This is a genomic window from Microbacterium sp. CCH5-D1, assembly GCF_001557335.1.
GTDB classification, from domain to species: domain Bacteria; phylum Actinomycetota; class Actinomycetes; order Actinomycetales; family Microbacteriaceae; genus Microbacterium; species Microbacterium oxydans.
The window spans coordinates 1-17,206 of the sequence record NZ_LSJW01000120.1 but is presented as its reverse complement, the minus strand read 5'-3'; the positions used below and the strand labels follow the sequence as shown (position 1 = coordinate 17,206).

At 69.6% G+C, this 17,206-nt stretch carries 16 protein-coding genes, 1 pseudogene and 1 riboswitch; of the genes and pseudogenes, 15 read left to right on the top strand and 2 right to left on the bottom strand.

What is annotated here, in order from left to right:
• The 11 genes and pseudogenes from AX744_RS07790 to argH form a co-directional block, all read left to right on the top strand.
• A pseudogene (locus AX744_RS07790) lies at positions 1 to 568 on the top strand (phenylalanine--tRNA ligase subunit beta); the annotation flags it as partial.
• A 75-nt stretch (positions 569 to 643) separates the two neighbouring features.
• On the top strand, positions 644 to 1,366 hold the full coding sequence (locus tag AX744_RS07785; protein ID WP_061016160.1) for a DUF402 domain-containing protein: 723 nt from the start codon (positions 644 to 646) through the stop codon (positions 1,364 to 1,366).
• Positions 1,363 to 2,325 carry an NAD-dependent epimerase/dehydratase family protein gene (locus AX744_RS07780; RefSeq protein ID WP_061016158.1) on the top strand — a complete coding sequence of 321 codons (963 nt, stop codon included), beginning with the start codon at positions 1,363 to 1,365 and terminating at the stop codon, positions 2,323 to 2,325. Before AX744_RS07785 ends, AX744_RS07780 begins: the two co-directional genes overlap by 4 nt.
• Before the next feature lie 6 nt (positions 2,326 to 2,331).
• A riboswitch (TPP riboswitch) is annotated at positions 2,332 to 2,426 on the top strand.
• Positions 2,417 to 3,265, top strand: a complete 849-nt coding sequence (thiM, locus tag AX744_RS07775; RefSeq protein WP_061016164.1) for a hydroxyethylthiazole kinase — start codon at positions 2,417 to 2,419, stop codon at positions 3,263 to 3,265. (Overlaps the previous riboswitch by 10 nt.)
• Positions 3,262 to 5,412, top strand: coding sequence for a bifunctional hydroxymethylpyrimidine kinase/phosphomethylpyrimidine kinase (locus AX744_RS07770; protein WP_061016157.1), 2,151 nt, complete (start codon positions 3,262 to 3,264; stop codon positions 5,410 to 5,412). The genes thiM and AX744_RS07770 overlap by 4 nt, the downstream gene beginning before the upstream one ends.
• Before the next feature lie 239 nt (positions 5,413 to 5,651).
• Complete coding sequence (gene argC / locus AX744_RS07765; protein WP_058632221.1) at positions 5,652 to 6,704, top strand: N-acetyl-gamma-glutamyl-phosphate reductase; 1,053 nt, start codon at positions 5,652 to 5,654, stop codon at positions 6,702 to 6,704.
• Positions 6,701 to 7,858 carry a bifunctional glutamate N-acetyltransferase/amino-acid acetyltransferase ArgJ gene (argJ, locus tag AX744_RS07760; RefSeq protein WP_061016154.1) on the top strand — a complete coding sequence of 386 codons (1,158 nt, stop codon included), beginning with the start codon at positions 6,701 to 6,703 and terminating at the stop codon, positions 7,856 to 7,858. Before argC ends, argJ begins: the two co-directional genes overlap by 4 nt.
• Positions 7,855 to 8,772: an acetylglutamate kinase gene (gene argB, locus AX744_RS07755; protein WP_045263191.1), complete on the top strand. Its 918-nt coding sequence runs from the start codon at positions 7,855 to 7,857 to the stop codon at positions 8,770 to 8,772. The genes argJ and argB overlap by 4 nt, the downstream gene beginning before the upstream one ends.
• Positions 8,769 to 9,974, top strand: coding sequence for an acetylornithine transaminase (locus AX744_RS07750; RefSeq protein ID WP_061016152.1), 1,206 nt, complete (start codon positions 8,769 to 8,771; stop codon positions 9,972 to 9,974). The genes argB and AX744_RS07750 overlap by 4 nt, the downstream gene beginning before the upstream one ends.
• Positions 9,971 to 10,900, top strand: coding sequence for an ornithine carbamoyltransferase (gene argF / locus AX744_RS07745; RefSeq protein ID WP_058632223.1), 930 nt, complete (start codon positions 9,971 to 9,973; stop codon positions 10,898 to 10,900). The genes AX744_RS07750 and argF overlap by 4 nt, the downstream gene beginning before the upstream one ends.
• Positions 10,900 to 12,330 carry an argininosuccinate lyase gene (gene argH / locus AX744_RS07740; RefSeq protein ID WP_061016150.1) on the top strand — a complete coding sequence of 477 codons (1,431 nt, stop codon included), beginning with the start codon at positions 10,900 to 10,902 and terminating at the stop codon, positions 12,328 to 12,330. The genes argF and argH overlap by 1 nt, the downstream gene beginning before the upstream one ends.
• 47 nt (positions 12,331 to 12,377) lie before the next feature.
• Here the strand turns inward: argH and AX744_RS07735 are convergent, their stop codons facing one another.
• Positions 12,378 to 12,974: a DUF1349 domain-containing protein gene (locus AX744_RS07735; RefSeq protein WP_061016148.1), complete on the bottom strand. Its 597-nt coding sequence runs from the start codon at positions 12,972 to 12,974 to the stop codon at positions 12,378 to 12,380.
• Between the two features lie 60 nt (positions 12,975 to 13,034).
• Here AX744_RS07735 and AX744_RS07730 point away from each other — a divergent pair, with 60 nt between their 5' ends.
• Together AX744_RS07730 and AX744_RS07725 are read left to right on the top strand one after the other, a co-directional pair.
• Positions 13,035 to 13,679 (top strand): SatD family protein, encoded by a 645-nt coding sequence (locus AX744_RS07730; RefSeq protein WP_046749038.1) that lies wholly within the window; start codon positions 13,035 to 13,037, stop codon positions 13,677 to 13,679.
• On the top strand, positions 13,676 to 14,503 hold the full coding sequence (locus tag AX744_RS07725; RefSeq protein ID WP_061016147.1) for a hypothetical protein: 828 nt from the start codon (positions 13,676 to 13,678) through the stop codon (positions 14,501 to 14,503). Before AX744_RS07730 ends, AX744_RS07725 begins: the two co-directional genes overlap by 4 nt.
• Positions 14,504 to 14,509: 6 nt before the next feature.
• Here the strand turns inward: AX744_RS07725 and AX744_RS07720 are convergent, their stop codons facing one another.
• On the bottom strand, positions 14,510 to 14,866 hold the full coding sequence (locus AX744_RS07720; RefSeq protein WP_058632227.1) for a MerR family transcriptional regulator: 357 nt from the start codon (positions 14,864 to 14,866) through the stop codon (positions 14,510 to 14,512).
• Between the two features lie 53 nt (positions 14,867 to 14,919).
• Between AX744_RS07720 and AX744_RS07715 the strand changes: the two genes are divergently transcribed.
• The gene (locus AX744_RS07715) at positions 14,920 to 15,873 is read left to right on the top strand and encodes an aldo/keto reductase (protein ID WP_061016145.1); all 954 of its coding nucleotides are present in this window, start codon (positions 14,920 to 14,922) and stop codon (positions 15,871 to 15,873) included.
• A gap of 40 nt (positions 15,874 to 15,913) precedes the next feature.
• On the top strand, positions 15,914 to 17,206 hold a 1,293-nt coding region (gene tyrS / locus AX744_RS07710; RefSeq protein WP_197429183.1), incomplete at its 3' end, for a tyrosine--tRNA ligase.

Here is a 17,206-nt window from a genome sequence, read left to right as displayed (position 1 = left end):
CCCCGCCGAGGCCGCCGGCCTCGTGGAGGCTCTGGACGCGGTCCGTGTGATCGCGGCAGCCGCCGGGGTCGACATCGACGTGCTCCAGGCCGAACGCGCCGCCCTCCACCCGGGGCGCACCGGGTCGCTCCTGGTGGCAGGCGAAGAGGTCGGATACGTCGGCGAGCTGCACCCCGCTGTCGCCGAGGGGGCCGATCTTCCCGGGCGCGCGACCGTGTTCGAGCTCGACCTCGACCGCATCCTGTCGCTTGCCGGCGGACGGGTCGTCGCGGCTTCGCTGTCGACGTTCCCCGCCGCTACGCAGGACGTGTCGCTCCTGGTTCCGGCCGGGGTCCCCGCCGCGGATGTGCAGGCCGCCCTCGCCGAAGGTGCGGGCACGCTGCTGGAGTCGGTGCGCCTCGTCGACGACTACCGCGGAGAGGGCGTTCCGGAGGGTTCCAAGAGCCTGACCTTCGCACTGAGGTTCCGGGCGGATGACCGCACCCTCACCGCGGCGGAGGCCACGGAAGCCAAGCTCGCCGGAGTCGAGGTCGCTGCGCAGCGCTTCGGAGCGACGCTGCGCGACTGAGGATCGATCCGCGGTGTGAGGCGGACCGTGTCGTCGCTCGGACGATCCGGGCCGTCGCCGGAGTACCGTGGCGGGATGAGAATCCTCCCCCAGGGCACTCCGGCCGCCGTCCCCGACGGGGCGCGACCGCTCGGCGAGGGACCGTTCCTCGAGCCCGGCGCACAGATCGACTGGCATTATCGGAAGCCGGGGTGGCAGCCGGGAGAGCCGTCCAGGATCTCGCCGATGCGGGTGGTACGCGATGATGAGCGCGGTCTCGTGGCCTGGCTCGCTCCGGGGACCCTCCAGGAGGCGCCGGGATCCAGCGACGGTCAGCGCGTGCGGGAAGTGCCTCTCGCCCGGCGCTGGCTCGAGCCGCGGACGCGCATCGTGGAGCGCTGGCGGGGCAACGGGGTGCTGTGCATCGCCCCTGCGGGGATGCCGTGGTCGATCTGGCTGTTCTGGGGCGACACCACCGGGCCGGACTGGGCGTTCTCCGGGTGGTACGTGAATCTCGAGAACGCGCATCTGCGGACAGACCGGGACACCTTCTCGTCCGACCATATCCTCGACGTCGAGATCGATCCGGCGGGCGGCATCCACCTCAAGGACGAGGATGAGCTCGTCGCCGCGATCGCCCAGGGACGGCTCAGCTCCGAGCAGGCCGCGCAGATCGAGCGGCACGCGGACGCGGCCATCGCGTCGTTCGAGGCCGACGACTGGCCGTTCGACTCCGCGTGGACCCGCTGGCGGCCCGACCCCGCCTGGACGGTTCCGGTGCTGGCAGGCCTTGACCGGTTGGGTGCAGGCACACCATGACGGATGTTCTGATCCTGGGCGGCACCGGGTGGCTCTCCGGGCGCATCGCCGGTCACTGGCGCGACCACGGAGCCACGGTCACCTGCCTCGCTCGAGGCACACGGCCCGCGCCGGAGGGAACGGTCCTGGTGCGTGGCGATCGCGAGGAGGCTTCGACCTACGCCGACCTCGCACGACGGGAGTGGGACCACGTCGTCGACATCTCCTCCCAGGCGGCGCATGTCGATCGGGCAGTCGAGATGCTGGGCGATCGAGCGGCACGATGGACGTACGTGTCATCCGTGTCGGTGTACTCCGATGACGAGACGGTCGGTGCGGACGAATCGGCTCCACGACACCCGGCGGCGGTTCTCGGCGACGAGTACGAGTACGCGGCGCAGAAGGTCGCCGCCGAGGACTCCGTCGCCCGATTGGGGGAGCGGGCACTCGTGGTGCGTCCCGGCCTGATCGTGGGCGGCGGAGACCCGAGCGACCGCTTCGGCTACTGGAGTGCCGCGTTCGCTCGTGCCGACGCTGACGCCGTGCTGCTGCCCCCGCTGGACGGGCGGAGCGCTCAGTTGATCGACGTCGACGATCTGGCGGAGTACATCGTCACCGCGCGAGGCAGCGGAGCCGTCAACGCCGTCGGCGACGAGAGGCCTCTCGCGGATGTGCTGCGGATGGTCCGCGCTGCATCCGGGCACACCGGGGCGACCGTCGTCGCGGACGAGGAGTGGCTCATCGCGCATGACGTGGACCACTGGGCCGGCCCGCGCTCCCTGCCGCTGTGGCTCCCGCCCGAGATGACGGGATTCATGACCCGCTCGAACGCGGCATTCCATGAGACCGGTGGGACGCTCCGTCCGCTCGTCGACACGATCGAGCGCGTGCTCGCCGACGAACGGGAGCGCGGACTCGACCGCGAACGACGTGCCGGGCTCACGCGGGCGCAGGAGCGGGCGCTGCTGGCCGATCGATAGACTGCGGACAGTGACACGGGGTGCCGCGATCCGCGGCTGAGAACAGACCCGTCGAACCTGATCTAGTTCGTACTAGCGAAGGGATGTCGCGATGAGCGATCTTCTGCGTCCTGATTCCACCCACGATCTCGCCGAAAAGGCTGCGGTGCTGCTGGGGGTGTTGCGTGAGGCGCCACCGCTGACGCACTGCATCACCAATGCCGTGGTCACCGGCTTCACCGCCAACGTGCTGCTGGCGCTCGGGGCTGCTCCCGCCATGGTCGACATCGTCGGTGAGGCCGGCATGTTCGCCGGTGTCGCCTCGGGGATGCTGGTCAACCTGGGGACGCCCACCCCGGAGCAGCGCGCGGCGGCTCTGGAAGCCGTCACCGGTGCGAGGGCAGCCGGTACGCCCTGGGTGCTCGACCCCGTCGCGGTCGGTGCGCTCCCGGTGCGCACCGCACTCGCGCGTCAGCTCGTCGAGCAGCGTCCGACCGCGATCCGCGGCAACGCCTCGGAGGTGCTGGCTCTCGCGGGGCTCAGCGCCGGTGGGCGGGGTGTGGATTCCACCGACAGCACCGAGTCCGCGGCTGAGGCCGCATCGGCGCTGGCTCGGACGACACGCGGTGTGGTGGCCGTGTCCGGCCCGATCGATCTGCTCACCGACGGGGAACGCGTGCTGCGGTTGTCCAACGGGCACGAGCTGCTCACGAGGGCCACGGGCGGCGGTTGTGCTCTGGGCGCGGTGATGGCGGCCTTCCTCGGCGCCGCGCGGGCGACAGGGCACGACGCGCTCACGGCGGTCGCGTCGGCGAGCCTCGTGTACACGATCGCGGCGGAGCAGGCAGCGGAGCGGTCCACCGGGCCGGGGAGCTTCGCCGTCGCGCTGCTGGATGCGCTCGCCGCCGTGGACTCCGCCGACATCAGGGTCCGTGCCCGCGTCGAAGGAGGTGCGCTGTGAACGCCGACCTCTCGCTCTACCTCGTCACGGATGCGGAGCTGTGCGGAGACCGGGGCGTCGTCGAGACCGTCCGGCACGCGGTGGAAGGCGGGGTGCGCATCGTGCAGCTGCGCGACAAAGAGGCGACCGACGAGGAGACGGTCGAACAGCTGGTCGCGCTGTCGCAGGCGATCGACGGTCGGGCGCTGCTCGTGGTGAACGATCGGCTGGGCGCGGCCATGGCTGCTCGTGAGCGTGGAGCCAGGGTCGATGGCGTGCACCTCGGTCAGGGCGACGCCTCGGTGCTGCGCGCCCGTGAGGCACTCGGACCCGACGCGTTGATCGGCCTCACCGCCAACACTGCCGCGCACCTCGACGCGGTGCGGGCCCTCCCGGCCGGGACGGTCGACTACCTCGGGGTCGGCGTCATCCGTCCCACCCTCACGAAGCCGGATCACCCCGTCCCGCTCGGGGTGGAGGGCTTTCGCGACATCGTCCGGAACAGCCCGCTCCCGTGCGTGGCGATCGGCGGCGTCGGCATCGACGACACCGAGGCCCTTCGCGATGCCGGTGCGGCGGGGGTGGCCGTGGTCTCGGCGCTGTGTGCCGCCGACGATCCGGCCGCCGTAGCGACGCGGTTCCTGCGACGCTGGCGCTCCGGCATCGTACCGCGAGTGCTCAGCATCGCCGGGAGCGACCCGTCCGGAGGTGCGGGCATCCAGGCCGACCTCAAGTCCATCGCCGCGAACGGCGGGTACGGGATGGCTGTGCTCACGGCGCTGACCGCGCAGAACACGCAGGGCGTGCGCGCTGTGCACGTGCCGCCGGTCGACTTCCTCCGCGCGCAGCTCGATGCTGTGTCGGACGACATCGTGATCGACGCCGTGAAGATCGGGATGCTCGCCGACGCCGAGGTCATCCGCGCAGTGGGGCCGTGGCTCGACCGTGTGCGCCCGCCTGTCGTGGTGCTCGATCCCGTCATGGTCGCGACCTCCGGCGACCGGCTGCTGGATCCGGAGGCGGAGCGAGCACTGCACGGACTCCTCGCGCGGGCGACTCTGGTCACTCCGAATCTCGCCGAACTCGCGGTGCTCGCCGGTCGGGAGATCGCCGACTGGGAGGATGCCATCTCCGCGGCGCACGAGCTGTCCGCCCGGATCGATGCGGCCGTCCTGGTCAAGGGCGGCCATCTCGTCGGGGATGAGGCCCCCGATGCGTTGGTCGACGCGGCGCGCGGTCTGCGCAGAGACTTTCCAGGACGACGGATCACGACCGGAAACACCCATGGCACCGGCTGCTCGCTGTCGTCCGCGCTCGCGACCCTGCTCGCGCGGGGGCACGACGCAGAAGCGGCCGTCGGCGCCGCGCGCATCTGGCTTCGCGAAGCCCTGCGGGCGGGGGACGCGTTGCGCGTCGGCGGTGGGCACGGGCCGATCAACCACTTCTCCGGACTCTGGGAACGGGCGGGAACAGAGGCCCGTCCGGTCGCGGACGACATCGCGGCGGACTGGTGGCACGACATCAGGGAGATCCGCACCGCGATCGACGAGCTGCCCTTCATCCGCACGCTCGCCGACGGGACGCTGGAGCGCGGACCGTTCCTGTCCTATCTCGCCCAGGACGCGCTGTACCTGCGCGAGTACGCCCGTGTGCTCGCGGAAGCGTCCCGGCTCGCGCCGACATCCGATGAGCAGGCGTTCTGGGCGGAGTCGGCACGCGGTTCGATCGTGGGCGAGCTCGAGCTGCACGCGTCGTGGTTGACTCCGACGCAGGGGGTGAGCGCGGACACGTTCTCCGCCGAGCCGGGGGCGGCCACCACCGCCTACCTCGATCACCTGCGCTCTGTCGCGTTCGGTGGGGACTACGCCGAGATCGTCGCGGCCGTCCTCCCGTGCTTCTGGCTCTACACCGACCTCGGCCGACGCCTGCACGCCGGGGCCTTCGGTCAGTACGCGCAGGATCCCCAGCACCCCTACGCCTCGTGGCTGGCGACCTACGCCGATCCCGCGTTCGAAGAGGCGACCGAGACGGCGATCGCCTACGCCTCCGAAGCGGCGGCAACGGCTGATGCCGCGACCCGCGCCAGGATGCGCCACGTCTTCGAGGTCTCGAGTGCCCACGAACTCGCCTTCTTCGCCGCACCGCTGGAGCCCTCACCCCGCAGATGACGAACCGGATTTGCGGTGGCAGCCGAGGCCGCGCTACTGTCGCGACATGCCTTCGGCCGCCACCGCTTCTCCGACGCTCGCTCCGAGCGTCATCGCTGTGCGCCGACGCCGCGGCCGCCGACTGTAGGCGACCCCGCCCTTCTGCCCGTGCGCGCACGGCGGTCGAGTGCCGGTGTCGCCGCCTCCGGCCCCGTCCACGGTCCCGATTTCCTCGAGGGCCTGACCGTTAAGGTAGAAGCATGACGTATTCCGTCGCCGTCTCCGGCGCATCCGGCTACGCAGGCGGCGAGATTCTGCGCCTCCTGGCCGCCCATCCCGACATGGAGATCCGCACCGTCACGGCGCATTCGAACGCCGGGCAGCCTCTCGTCGACCACCAGCCGCACCTGCGCTCACTCGCACACCTCACGCTGCAGGACACGACACCGGAGATCCTGGCCGGCCACGACATCGTGTTCCTCGCCTTGCCGCACGGGCAGTCGGGGCAGTACACCGATGCGCTGGGCGATGTCCCGCTCGTGATCGATGCCGGCGCCGACCACCGACTCACGTCCGCCTCGGCGTGGGATGCGTTCTACGGCGGCGACTTCCACGAGCCGTGGACCTACGGTGTGCCCGAGCTCCTCATCGACGGGGTCAAGCAGCGCGAGCACCTCCGTGGAGCCACGCGCATCGCGGCGCCGGGATGCAATGCCTCCACCGTGAGTCTCAGCCTCGCGCCCGGTGTGGCCTCCGGGGTGATCGACCCCTCCGACATCGTCTCCGTGCTCGCCGTCGGACCGTCCGGCGCGGGGAAGAGCCTCAAGACGAACCTGCTCGGCAGCGAGATCCTGGGCACCGCCAACCCCTATGCGGTCGGCGGCACCCACAGACACATCCCCGAGATCCGTCAGGCGCTCGCCGCGGCGTCCGGGGTGGAGTCCGACGGCATCCGGATCTCGTTCACGCCGGTGCTGGTGCCCATGTCGCGCGGGATCCTCGCCACGTCCACCGCACCCATCGTCGACGGTGCGACGGATGCGCAGATCCGTGACGCCTGGCAGAGCGCCTATGGCGACGAGACCTTCGTGCAGCTGCTGCCCGAGGGACGCTTCCCCCGCACGGCCGACGTGCTCGGAGCCAACACCGCGCTGATCGGCCTCGCGATCGACCGGGCCGCGAACCGGGTCACGGTCGTCACCGCGGTCGACAACCTCGTCAAGGGCACCGCCGGCGCTGCCGTCCAATCCATGAACATCGCGCTGGGTCTTCCCGAAGCCCGCGCCCTCTCAGTGAACGGAGTAGCGCCGTGAGCGTCACCGCCCCCGCAGGATTCGAAGCGGCCGGTGTCGCCGCCGGGCTGAAGTCGACCGGGAAGCCCGATGTCGCCGTCGTCGTCAACCGCGGACCTCGCAAGGTGGGTGCCGCGGTCTTCACCAGCAACCGCGCCAAGGCGAACCCGATCATCTGGTCGCAGCAGGCAGTGGCCGACCGGGTCGTCGAGGCCGTGGTGCTCAACTCCGGCGGTGCGAACTGCTTCACCGGCGCGTTCGGGTTCCAGACCACCCACCAGACGGCGGAGAAGGCGGCCGAACTGCTCGGCGTCAGCGCCGGGGATGTGCTGATCTGCTCCACCGGTCTTATCGGCACCGGGGACGAGACGTTCCGCTCGCGTGTGCTGGCCGGCACCGAGCAGGCGATCGCCGAGCTCAGCGCCGACGGCGGGGAGAGCGCGGCACAGGCCATCATGACCACCGACACCGTTGCGAAGACCGCCGTGATCAGCCGTGATGGCTGGACGATCGGCGGTATGGCGAAGGGCGCCGGCATGCTCGCGCCGGGACTCGCCACGATGCTCGTGGTGATCACCACCGATGCCGTCCTCGAGCCGCTTCAGGCCGATAAGGCGCTGCGCCGTGCGACAGGGCAGACGTTCGACCGTCTCGATTCCGACGGCTGCATGTCGACGAACGACCAAGTCACGCTCCTCGCCAACGGGGCATCCGAGGTCGTGCCGGACCTCGACGACTTCACCGCCGCGCTCATCGAGCTCTCCCAGGAGCTCGCGGTCAAGCTGCAGGGTGATGCCGAGGGCGCGAGCCACGACATCACGATCGAGGTGCAGCATGCTGTGACCGAGCAGGACGCCGTCGAGGTCGGCCGGTCGGTCGCGCGCAACAACCTCTTCAAGGCAGCGATCTTCGGCAACGATCCGAACTGGGGGCGGGTGCTCGCGGCGATCGGAACGACGAATGCGCAGTTCGACCCCTACGACGTCGACGTCTGGATGAACGGCGTGCGCGTCTGCAGCCAGGGTGGTCCGGACCGCCCCCGCGAAGAGGTCGACCTCACCCCGCGCGCCACGCACCTCATGATCGACCTCAAGGTCGGGGAGTCGACGGCCACGGTGCTCACGAACGACCTGACCCACGACTACGTGCACGAGAACAGCGCCTACGCCTCATGACCGACATCCAGGACACCACGCCGGACGTCGCCGCGCAGAAGGCCACGACGCTCATCGAGTCGCTGCCGTGGCTGAAGAAGTTCCGCGACCAGATCGTCGTCATCAAGTACGGCGGCAACGCCATGGTGTCGGAGGAGCTGCAGGACGCCTTCGCCCAGGACATCGCCTACCTCCGCTACGTCGGGGTGCTTCCGGTCGTGGTGCATGGTGGAGGGCCGCAGATCTCCAACATGCTGCAGCGGCTCGAGATCCCGAGCGAGTTCAAGGGCGGCTACCGCGTCACCAACACCGAGGCGATCAGCGTCGTGCGCATGGTGCTCACCGGTCAGGTCAACCCGCAGCTCGTGTCGAAGATCAACTCGCACGGCCCGATCGCGACCGGCCTCAGCGGGGAGGACGCCGGACTCTTCGGAGGGCGCCGTCGTGGTGTCGTGATCGACGGCGAAGAAGTCGACCTCGGTCGGGTCGGCGACGTCGTCGAGGTCGATCCGACGCCCGTGCTCGACCACCTCGCCGCAGGGCGCATCCCGGTGGTGTCGAGCATCGCGCCCGATCTCGATCACCCCGGGCAGTCGCTCAACGTCAACGCGGATGCCGCGGCAGCCGCTCTCGCGGTCTCGTTGCACGCGCGAAAGCTCGTCATCCTGACCGACGTGCCGGGGCTGTATGCCGACTGGCCCAACCGCGACTCGCTCGTCTCCCATCTGACGTCGGATGCGCTCATCCAGATGCTTCCGACGCTCGAGTCGGGGATGATCCCGAAGATGCGGGCCTGTCTCGACGCGGTCGAGGGCGGCGTCGACGCGGCGGCGATCATCGATGGGCGGGTGCCGCACTCGGTGCTCGTCGAACTCTTCACCAGCAAGGGAATCGGGACCGAAGTGGTCCTGGGAAAGAACGAGGTGACGGCATGACCGTCTGGCAGGACGATGCGGCACGCGATCTCGTGCTCAACGCGGGGGAGCGGCTCGCGCTGCTGGTCCGCGGTGAGGGCTCGTACCTGTGGGATGCCGACGGCCGACGCCACCTCGACTTCCTCGCGGGCATCGCGGTGACCTCGCTCGGGCACGCGCATCCGGCCTTCGTCGAGGCGGTCTCGACGCAGGCGGCCACGCTCGCGCACGTGTCGAACTACTTCGCCACCCCGCCCCAGCTCGCGCTCGCGGCACGCCTGAAGCGTCTGGCCGGTGCCGGCATCGACGGTCGCGTGTTCTTCTCGAACTCGGGTGCCGAGGCCAACGAGGCCGCGTTCAAGCTCGCGCGTCTGCACGGCGGCTCCGAGCGGCCGCGCATCCTCGCTCTCGAGAACGGCTTCCACGGTCGTACGATGGGCTCGCTCGCGCTCACCGCCAAGGTCTCGATGCGCGCGCCGTTCGAGCCGATGCCCGCCGGGGTCGAGCACATTCCCGCCACGATCGAGGCTCTCGAGGCCGCGATGGATGACCGCGTCGCCGCGATCATCGTCGAGCCCATCCAGGGCGAGGCCGGAGTGGTCGAGCTGCCGGAGGGTTATCTCGCCGCTGCGCGCTCGCTGACCCTCGCTCACGGCGCCCTGCTGATCGTCGACGAGATCCAGACCGGTGCCGGTCGTACCGGTGAATGGTTCGGGTTCAGCCACGAGGGCATCACCCCCGATGCGATCACCCTCGCCAAGGGCATCGGCGGCGGCTTCCCGATCGGCGCGCTGGTCACCTTCGGCAGCGCCAGTGCGCTCTTCACCCCGGGATCCCACGGTTCCACCTTCGGCGGCAACCCGCTCGCGACCGCGGTCGCGGACGCGGTCCTGGCCGAGATCGAGAGTGGCGGCCTGGTCGAGAACGCCGCCCGTCGTGGTGCCGAGCTGCGCGAGATCCTGCTCGGCATCGACTCGCCGCTGATCGACCGTGTGCGCGGACGTGGTCTGCTCATCGGCGTGGCGCTGACTGCGCCCGTCGCCGGTGAGGTCGTCGCGGCCGCCCAGGCGCGCGGTCTCATCGTCAACGCCGCCAACCCCGAGACGGTTCGCATCGCACCGGCTCTCACGATCGGCGACGCCGAGCTCGCCGAGTTCCGCGAGCTGTTCACGGCTTCGCTCGCCGACGTCCAGGCCTCTGCTGCCGGAAAGGTATCCGCATGACCCGCCACCTGCTGCGTGACGACGATCTGACCCCCGCCGAGCAGGCCGAGATCCTCGATCTCGCGATCGAGCTGAAGAAGGACCGGTGGGCCGACAAGAGCCTGGCCGGCCCCCAGACCGTCGCGGTCATCTTCGACAAGTCCTCCACGCGCACCCGCGTCTCGTTCGCGGTGGGGATCGCCGACCTCGGCGGTTCGCCGCTGATCATCTCGACAGCGAGCAGCCAGCTCGGCGGCAAGGAGACCCCGTCCGACACCGCTCGCGTCCTGGAGCGCCAGGTCGCGGCCATCGTGTGGCGCACGTATGCGCAGTCGGGTCTCGAGGAGATGGCGGAAGGTACGCGTGTGCCGGTCATCAATGCGCTGTCGGATGACTTCCACCCGTGTCAGCTGCTCGCCGACCTGCTCACGATCCGCGAGCACAAGGGCGACCTGAAGGGGCTCACGCTGACGTTCTTCGGAGACGGGCAGAGCAACATGGCGCACTCCTACGCGCTCGCCGGTGTGACTGCGGGCATGCACGTGCGCATCGCGTCGCCCGAGGACTACGCTCCTCGTGCGGATGTCATCGAGGCCGCCGATCGACGCGCCGCCGAGACCGGCGGGTCGATCACCCTCTTCACCGACCCGGTCGAGGCCTCTGCCGGTGCCGACGTCGTCGTGACCGACACCTGGGTGTCGATGGGCAAGGAGGAGGAGAAGCTCGCACGCATCCGCGACCTCGGCGGCTACAAGGTCACTCCGGAGACGATGACCCTGGCCGATCCTGAGGCGATCTTCATCCACTGCCTCCCTGCAGACCGCGGCTACGAGGTCGATTCCAGCGTGATCGACGGTCCGCAGAGCGTGGTCTGGGACGAGGCCGAGAACCGCCTGCACGCGCAGAAGGCGCTGCTGGTCTGGCTCCTCGGCAAGAAGGACGCGTGATGAGCGACGCGACGCACGAAGGCACCAACGAAGGCGCGCTCTGGGGCGCCCGCTTCGCCACAGGGCCCTCGCCTGAACTGGTGGAGCTGAGCCGTTCCACCCACTTCGACTGGATCCTCGCTCCGTACGACATCGCGGGCTCCCACGCGCACGCCACCGCGCTCGAAGCGGCCGGGTACCTGGAACCGGACGAGGCGCGGCGGATGCACGAGGGGCTGGACGCGGTCGCGCGCAAGGTCGCCGTCGGCACTCTGCGCCCCGTGCCGACCGATGAGGACGTCCACGGCGCGCTGGAGCAGGCGCTGATCGTCGAGCTCGGGCCGGAGCTCGGCGGGCGGCTGCGTGCCGGTCGCAGCCGCAACGACCAGATCGCCACGCTCGTGCGCATGTACCTGATCGACCATGCGCGAGTGATCGCCCGCGACATCCTCCGGGTGATCGATGCCCTGGTCGCTCAGGCCGAGGCTCATCCGACGGCGATCCTTCCCGGCCGCACGCATCTGCAGCACGCACAGCCGGTGCTGCTCGCCCACCACCTGCAGGCGCACGGGTGGCCGCTGGTGCGTGAGCTCGAACGTCTCGTGGACTGGCGTCGTCGCGCCGGTGTCTCGCCGTACGGCGGCGGAGCGCTGGCCGGTTCCACCCTCGGGCTCGATCCCGCACTCGTGGCGACCGAGCTGGGCCTCGACCGCCCCGCGGAGAACTCGCTCGACGGCACGGCGGCTCGCGATGTCGTGGCGGAGTTCGCCTTCATCACGGCGATGACCGGCGTCGACATCTCGCGCCTGTCCGAGGAGATCATCCTCTGGAACACCCGCGAGTTCGGCTTCGTCACCCTCGACGACGGCTACTCGACGGGCTCGAGCATCATGCCGCAGAAGAAGAACCCCGACATCGCCGAGCTCGCTCGGGGCAAGTCGGGGCGTCTGATCGGAAACCTTTCCGGCCTGCTCGCCACCCTCAAGGGCCTCCCGCTCGCGTACAACCGCGACCTGCAGGAGGACAAGGAGCCGGTCTTCGACTCGGTGCAGACCCTCGAGGTGGTGCTTCCCGCGTTCGCCGGGATGATCGCGACGCTGCGTTTCGACACCGAACGGATGGCGGCGCTCGCGCCTCAGGGGTTCTCCCTTGCGACCGATGTCGCCGAGTGGCTCGTGAAGCGCCGCGTGCCGTTCCGGGATGCGCACGAGATCTCCGGTGCGCTCGTGCGGGCGTGCGAGGAGCGGGGGATCGGGCTGGAGGATGCTTCCGATGAGCTGCTGCTCTCGGTGTCGCCGCATCTCGTGCCCGAGGTGCGCGAGGTCCTCACGATCGAGGGCTCCGTCGGGTCGCGGACCGGGATCGGCGGCACCGCACCGGAACGGGTCGCCGAGCAGCGCGCGGAACTCGTCGCGCGCGCACAGGCAGCAGCCCACGCCCTCGGTATCTGACCGGAGGCTTCTGACCGGAGGCGTAGGCGGCCGCCGTCGCTGCCTGCTCAGTGCAGGTCGGCGTCGGCCTCCGACCGTTCCCAGCGCGTGAAGCGCACGGTGAGGCCGGCGCGGGTCGGTGCCGCGAGGAACGGACCGGCTGCCGCGGCTGCCTGTCCGTCGAATGGGGCGACCCTGACGAGTCGCCAGGGGCCGTCGTCGGCGCGGGCGCGAACGATCAGGGAATCCGCCCAGCGGCTGACGCGCACGGTGATCTCGTTCTCGAGCCACTCGTCGACGTGGCCGACGGACCAGTCGGAGACACCGGCTGTGACCACGGCGCCGAGTCCCAGATGGCCGTCGGCGTACTCGAGACCCGTCTTCACCCAGTGCTCCTCGTCGATGCGCACGAAGACGCCTGCCTGGTCGAACTGGCCGTCCCACGGTGCGCGGAAGGAGACCTCCATGGCCTCGCCGACCCCGAGCGGGGCGAGCAGGGCGTGCTCGGTGTCGTGCACGAAGCCGTAAGCGGTGTGCCGCCAGGCATCGCTGCTCTCCACCGCGGTGACATCGAGCGGAGTCGTTCCGGCGGGTAGCGCGGCGGGGGAGGTCGGAGCGTTGGTCCAGGTTCCGTCGGACCAGGGGATCATGTGCGATTCAGGCATGATCTCAAGATATAACCAATTGACGCATAAGTCGAGGATTATTCGTGATATGGTTATGCCATGGTCATCGCGGTACTCGCAGACATCGTGGGTTCTCGTCGTCTCGACGATCGCACAGCCGCGCAACGCGTGCTCGACGACACCATAGCCGACGTCGAAGCAGACCTCCCGTTGGCGGCGCAGCCGCTCACGCCCACCGTCGGCGACGAGCAGCAGGGTGTCTATCTCGATCTGGCCGACGCCATGGTGTCGCTCCTGATGATCCAGCTGCGGCTGCCGGACGGTGTCGCCTTCCGCTTCGGCATCGGGGTGGGGGAGGTGCGCCCTGTCGAGTCCGTGCACGGTGAACTCGCCGACGGACCGGGCTGGTACGCGGCCAGAGCGGCGATCGAGACCGTGCACGCGCGAGAGAGTCGCGCCGTGCCGCGCACGCGGTCGTGGATTGTCGGATCATCCGGGCAGGATGAGGTCATGGAGAGCACGATCGCGGCATCGAACGCCTACCTCCTCGTCCGCGATGAGCTGGTGGGGGCGATGAGCGAGCGGGAACGACGGCTCGCCTACGGTCGTCTGCTCGGTCGATCCCAGCAGGAACTCGCTGCGGAAGAGGGCATCACCCAGCCCAGCGTCTCCAAGTCGCTGCGCAGTGCGGGAACGGCTGCGCTCATCGAGGGCGTAGCCGCGCTTCGAGGGGCGCGCGCATGATCGTCGCGGGGTTCCTCCTCCTGGCGGTCGGCGCCGCCGATCTGGTGCGTCAGTTCGCGCCCCGCCGCTGGGTCGGCTATCTCGTGATCGCCGTCATCCTGCTCCTGCTCGGCAGCGTCGGCGATGCCCTTCTTCCCACGGTGCTCGCCCTCGTCGTCGGCGCGCTCTGGGTGTGGTGCATGCCGACGGAGCGTCCGGCGCCCCTGGGGTTCTGGCCGGCCGTCCTGCTCGCGGTTCTGAGCGTCGGAGCCGTCGTCTGGCTCGGCGCCCGTTCCGACTCCGGTCTCATCGGTGCGATCTGGCACCTCCGGTCGCCGTTCGGGGAGGTTCCGTTCGATCTCGCCATGCTCGCGCTCGGTGCCGGGGTCTTCCTCCTCGAGTCGTCGAACCTCGTGGTGCGTGCGGCACTCGATGGCGAGCACACGTGGCTTCCCCGTGACCCGGCGATGCCGACCGCGGAGGCAGCGCCTGTCGTGGCCGGAACCGCGGAAACAGGAACCACCGAAGCAGACACCGTCCAGGCAGACACCGTCGAGGAGGAGGGTGCCGAGACGGCACCCGCACCCCGCGATCCGCGCAGCGGCTTCAAAGGCGGTCGACTGATCGGACCGCTGGAGCGCATCCTCGTCCTCATCCTCACGCTCGCCGCGGCGTATCCGATCCTCGCCGCGATGCTCGCGGCGAAGGGCATCGTCCGATTCCCCGAGATCTCCCGCGATGGCGAGACCGGCGCCCGCGCCGAGTACTTCCTCGTCGGCAGTCTGGTGAGCTGGGTGATCGCGCTGGGTGCCGCTTTCCTGGTTTGGTGGGCGGCGCACAGCTGAGGGACCTCAACTCAGCGATCGATACCAGTCCAGCTTCTCCGCGAGGCGTCGCTGCTGCGCGAGGACCTCGGCGAGCTGCTGTTCGACTGTCGCCGCATGCTCTTCGAGGAGTGCGATCCGTTCGGGGATCGTCTCCTCGCTCCGACAGAGCTGTCCGTAGCGGCGCAGTCGTTCGACCGGCATGCCCGTCTCGCGAAGGCACTTGAGGAAGTCGAGCAGCCCGAGGTCGGCGTCGGTGTAGGCGCGATGCCCGCCGGCGGTGCGGGTGACCGTGGGCAGGATGCCTTCCCGTTCGTAGTACCTGAGCGTGTCGATGCTGAAGCCGGAACGCGCTGCGGTCTCCGCCGGGGTGTACGTCGTCATCTCCTGAGCATAGGTCTTGACCTGGAGTGCGCTCCAGGTTGCACAGTGAGGTCATGACCACTCGGAACGCACCCGCATCCCCGCTCGTCCTCGGCGCGATGTCCTTCGGCACGCTCGTCGACGAGGACACCTCCTTCGCCCTGCTCGACCGTTTCGTCGAGCGAGGCGGCACCTGGATCGACACGGCAGACTGCTACAGCTTCTGGGCGAGCGAGAGCGGACACGGGGGAGCGTCGGAGGAAGTCATCGGACGCTGGCTCGCGGCACGACCAGGCGCCCGGCAGCAGGTGCGCATCTCCACCAAGGTGGGAGCGGAGCCGCTGTGGCCCGGCTCCTGGCCCGAACACCGGACCGGGCTCTCGCCACGCGCGATCGGTGCCGCCGTCGAGGGGATTCTCGATCGCCTCGGCGTCGACAGGATCGACCTGCTCTGGTTGCACCAGGAGGACCGCGCCGTCGCGATCGAGGACACCGTCGACGCCCTGGCCGCGCTCACGTCCGCCGGCACGGTGACCCGTGTCGGCGCCTCCAACCATCCTGCCTGGCGCATCGAACGCGCCCGCGCTCACGCCAAGTCGATCGGCAGCGTCCCCATCGATGCCTTCCAGCTGAACAGCACCTACCTGCGCACCCGACCGGGCACCCTCCCACCCGGTGTGGCGCATCCCTTCGGCGTGCTCAGCGATGAGCAGCGGGACTTCGCCCGAGACAACGGCATCGAGGTGTGGGCGTACACGCCGTTGCTCTCGGGGGCGTATGACAACCAGGCCAAACCGGTACCCGAGGTGTACGACCACCCGGGGACCACGCGGCGGCTCGCGGTGCTGGAGGAGATCGCCGCCGCTCGCGGAGTCGGCAGAGGGCAGATCGTGCTGGCCTGGCAGCTCGCACGGGGGATCCGCCCCATCGTCGGGGGAAGCAGAGTAGAGCAGTTGGACGCCGCCATGGATGCGGCATCGATCTCGCTGACGGCGCAGGAGTTCGACCGTCTTGACACGCCTGTCTGAACGGAATTCGAGGCTGTACCGCGCTGATAGCCTGGAGCGCGTGTCAACTCCCGATCTGACGACCGCACCCCAGGCGATCGATCCCGCGTTCGAGAACGTGTGGGACGAACTCGTGTGGCGTGGCCTGGTCCATGTGTCCACCGACCAGGAGGCGCTGCGCGCCCTGCTCGCGGGAGACCCGATCACGTACTACTGCGGTTTCGATCCGACGGCGGCGAGTCTGCACCTCGGAAACCTCGTGCAGCTGCTCACGCTGCGTCGCATCCAGCTCGCCGGTCACAAGCCGCTCGGTCTCGTCGGCGGCTCGACCGGTCTGATCGGCGACCCTCGTCCAACGGCCGAGCGCACGCTGAACACGCGGGAGACGGTCGAGGACTGGGTCGGACGCCTGCGTGCCCAGGTCGAGCGCTACCTCAGCTTCGAGGGTGAGAACGCCGCCCGCATCGTGAACAACCTCGACTGGACGGCGCCGCTGAGCGCGATCGACTTCCTGCGCGAGATCGGCAAGTACTTCCGTGTGGGCACGATGCTCAAGAAGGATGCGGTCGCGGCGCGACTCAACTCCGATGAGGGCATCAGCTACACCGAGTTCAGCTACCAGATCCTGCAGGGCATGGACTTCCTCGAGCTGTACCGGCAGTACGACTGCGTGCTGCAGACCGGCGGCTCGGATCAGTGGGGCAACCTCACCAGCGGCACCGAGCTCATCCGCCGTGCCGAGGGGGCGTCGGTGCATGCCATCGGCACACCCCTCATCACGAACAGCGACGGCACGAAGTTCGGCAAGAGCGAGGGCAACGCCATCTGGCTCGACGCCGACATGTGCAGCCCGTACCGGATGTACCAGTTCTGGCTGAGCACCGCGGACTCCGACGTGATCGAACGTCTGAAGGTCTTCACATTCCTCACCAGGTCGGAGATCGAGGAGTACGCCGAGCTCGTGGCCGCGGAGCCGTTCCGCCGAGCCGCTCAGAAGAGGCTGGCGCTCGAAGTTGTGGCGACCGTGCACGGTGTGGCGGCGACAGCTGCCGTGATCGCAGCTTCCGAGGCTCTCTTCGGACAGGGAGACCTGACCACGCTCGATGCCGAGACGCTCCGCACTGCTCTGGAGGAGCTGCCGAATGCGACCGTCGGCGCCGGCACCCCGGTGGTCGAGGCCCTGGTGTCGACGGGGCTCGTGTCGAGCCTGTCCGAGGCGAGGCGCGCGATCACGCAGGGCGGCGTCACGCTCGACGGCGAACGCGTCGACGACGAGACGGCGACGGTCCAGGGCTCGCTTACCGGCGGGGTCTCCGTGCTCCGCCGTGGCAAGAAGACCCTCGCCGGCCTCTTC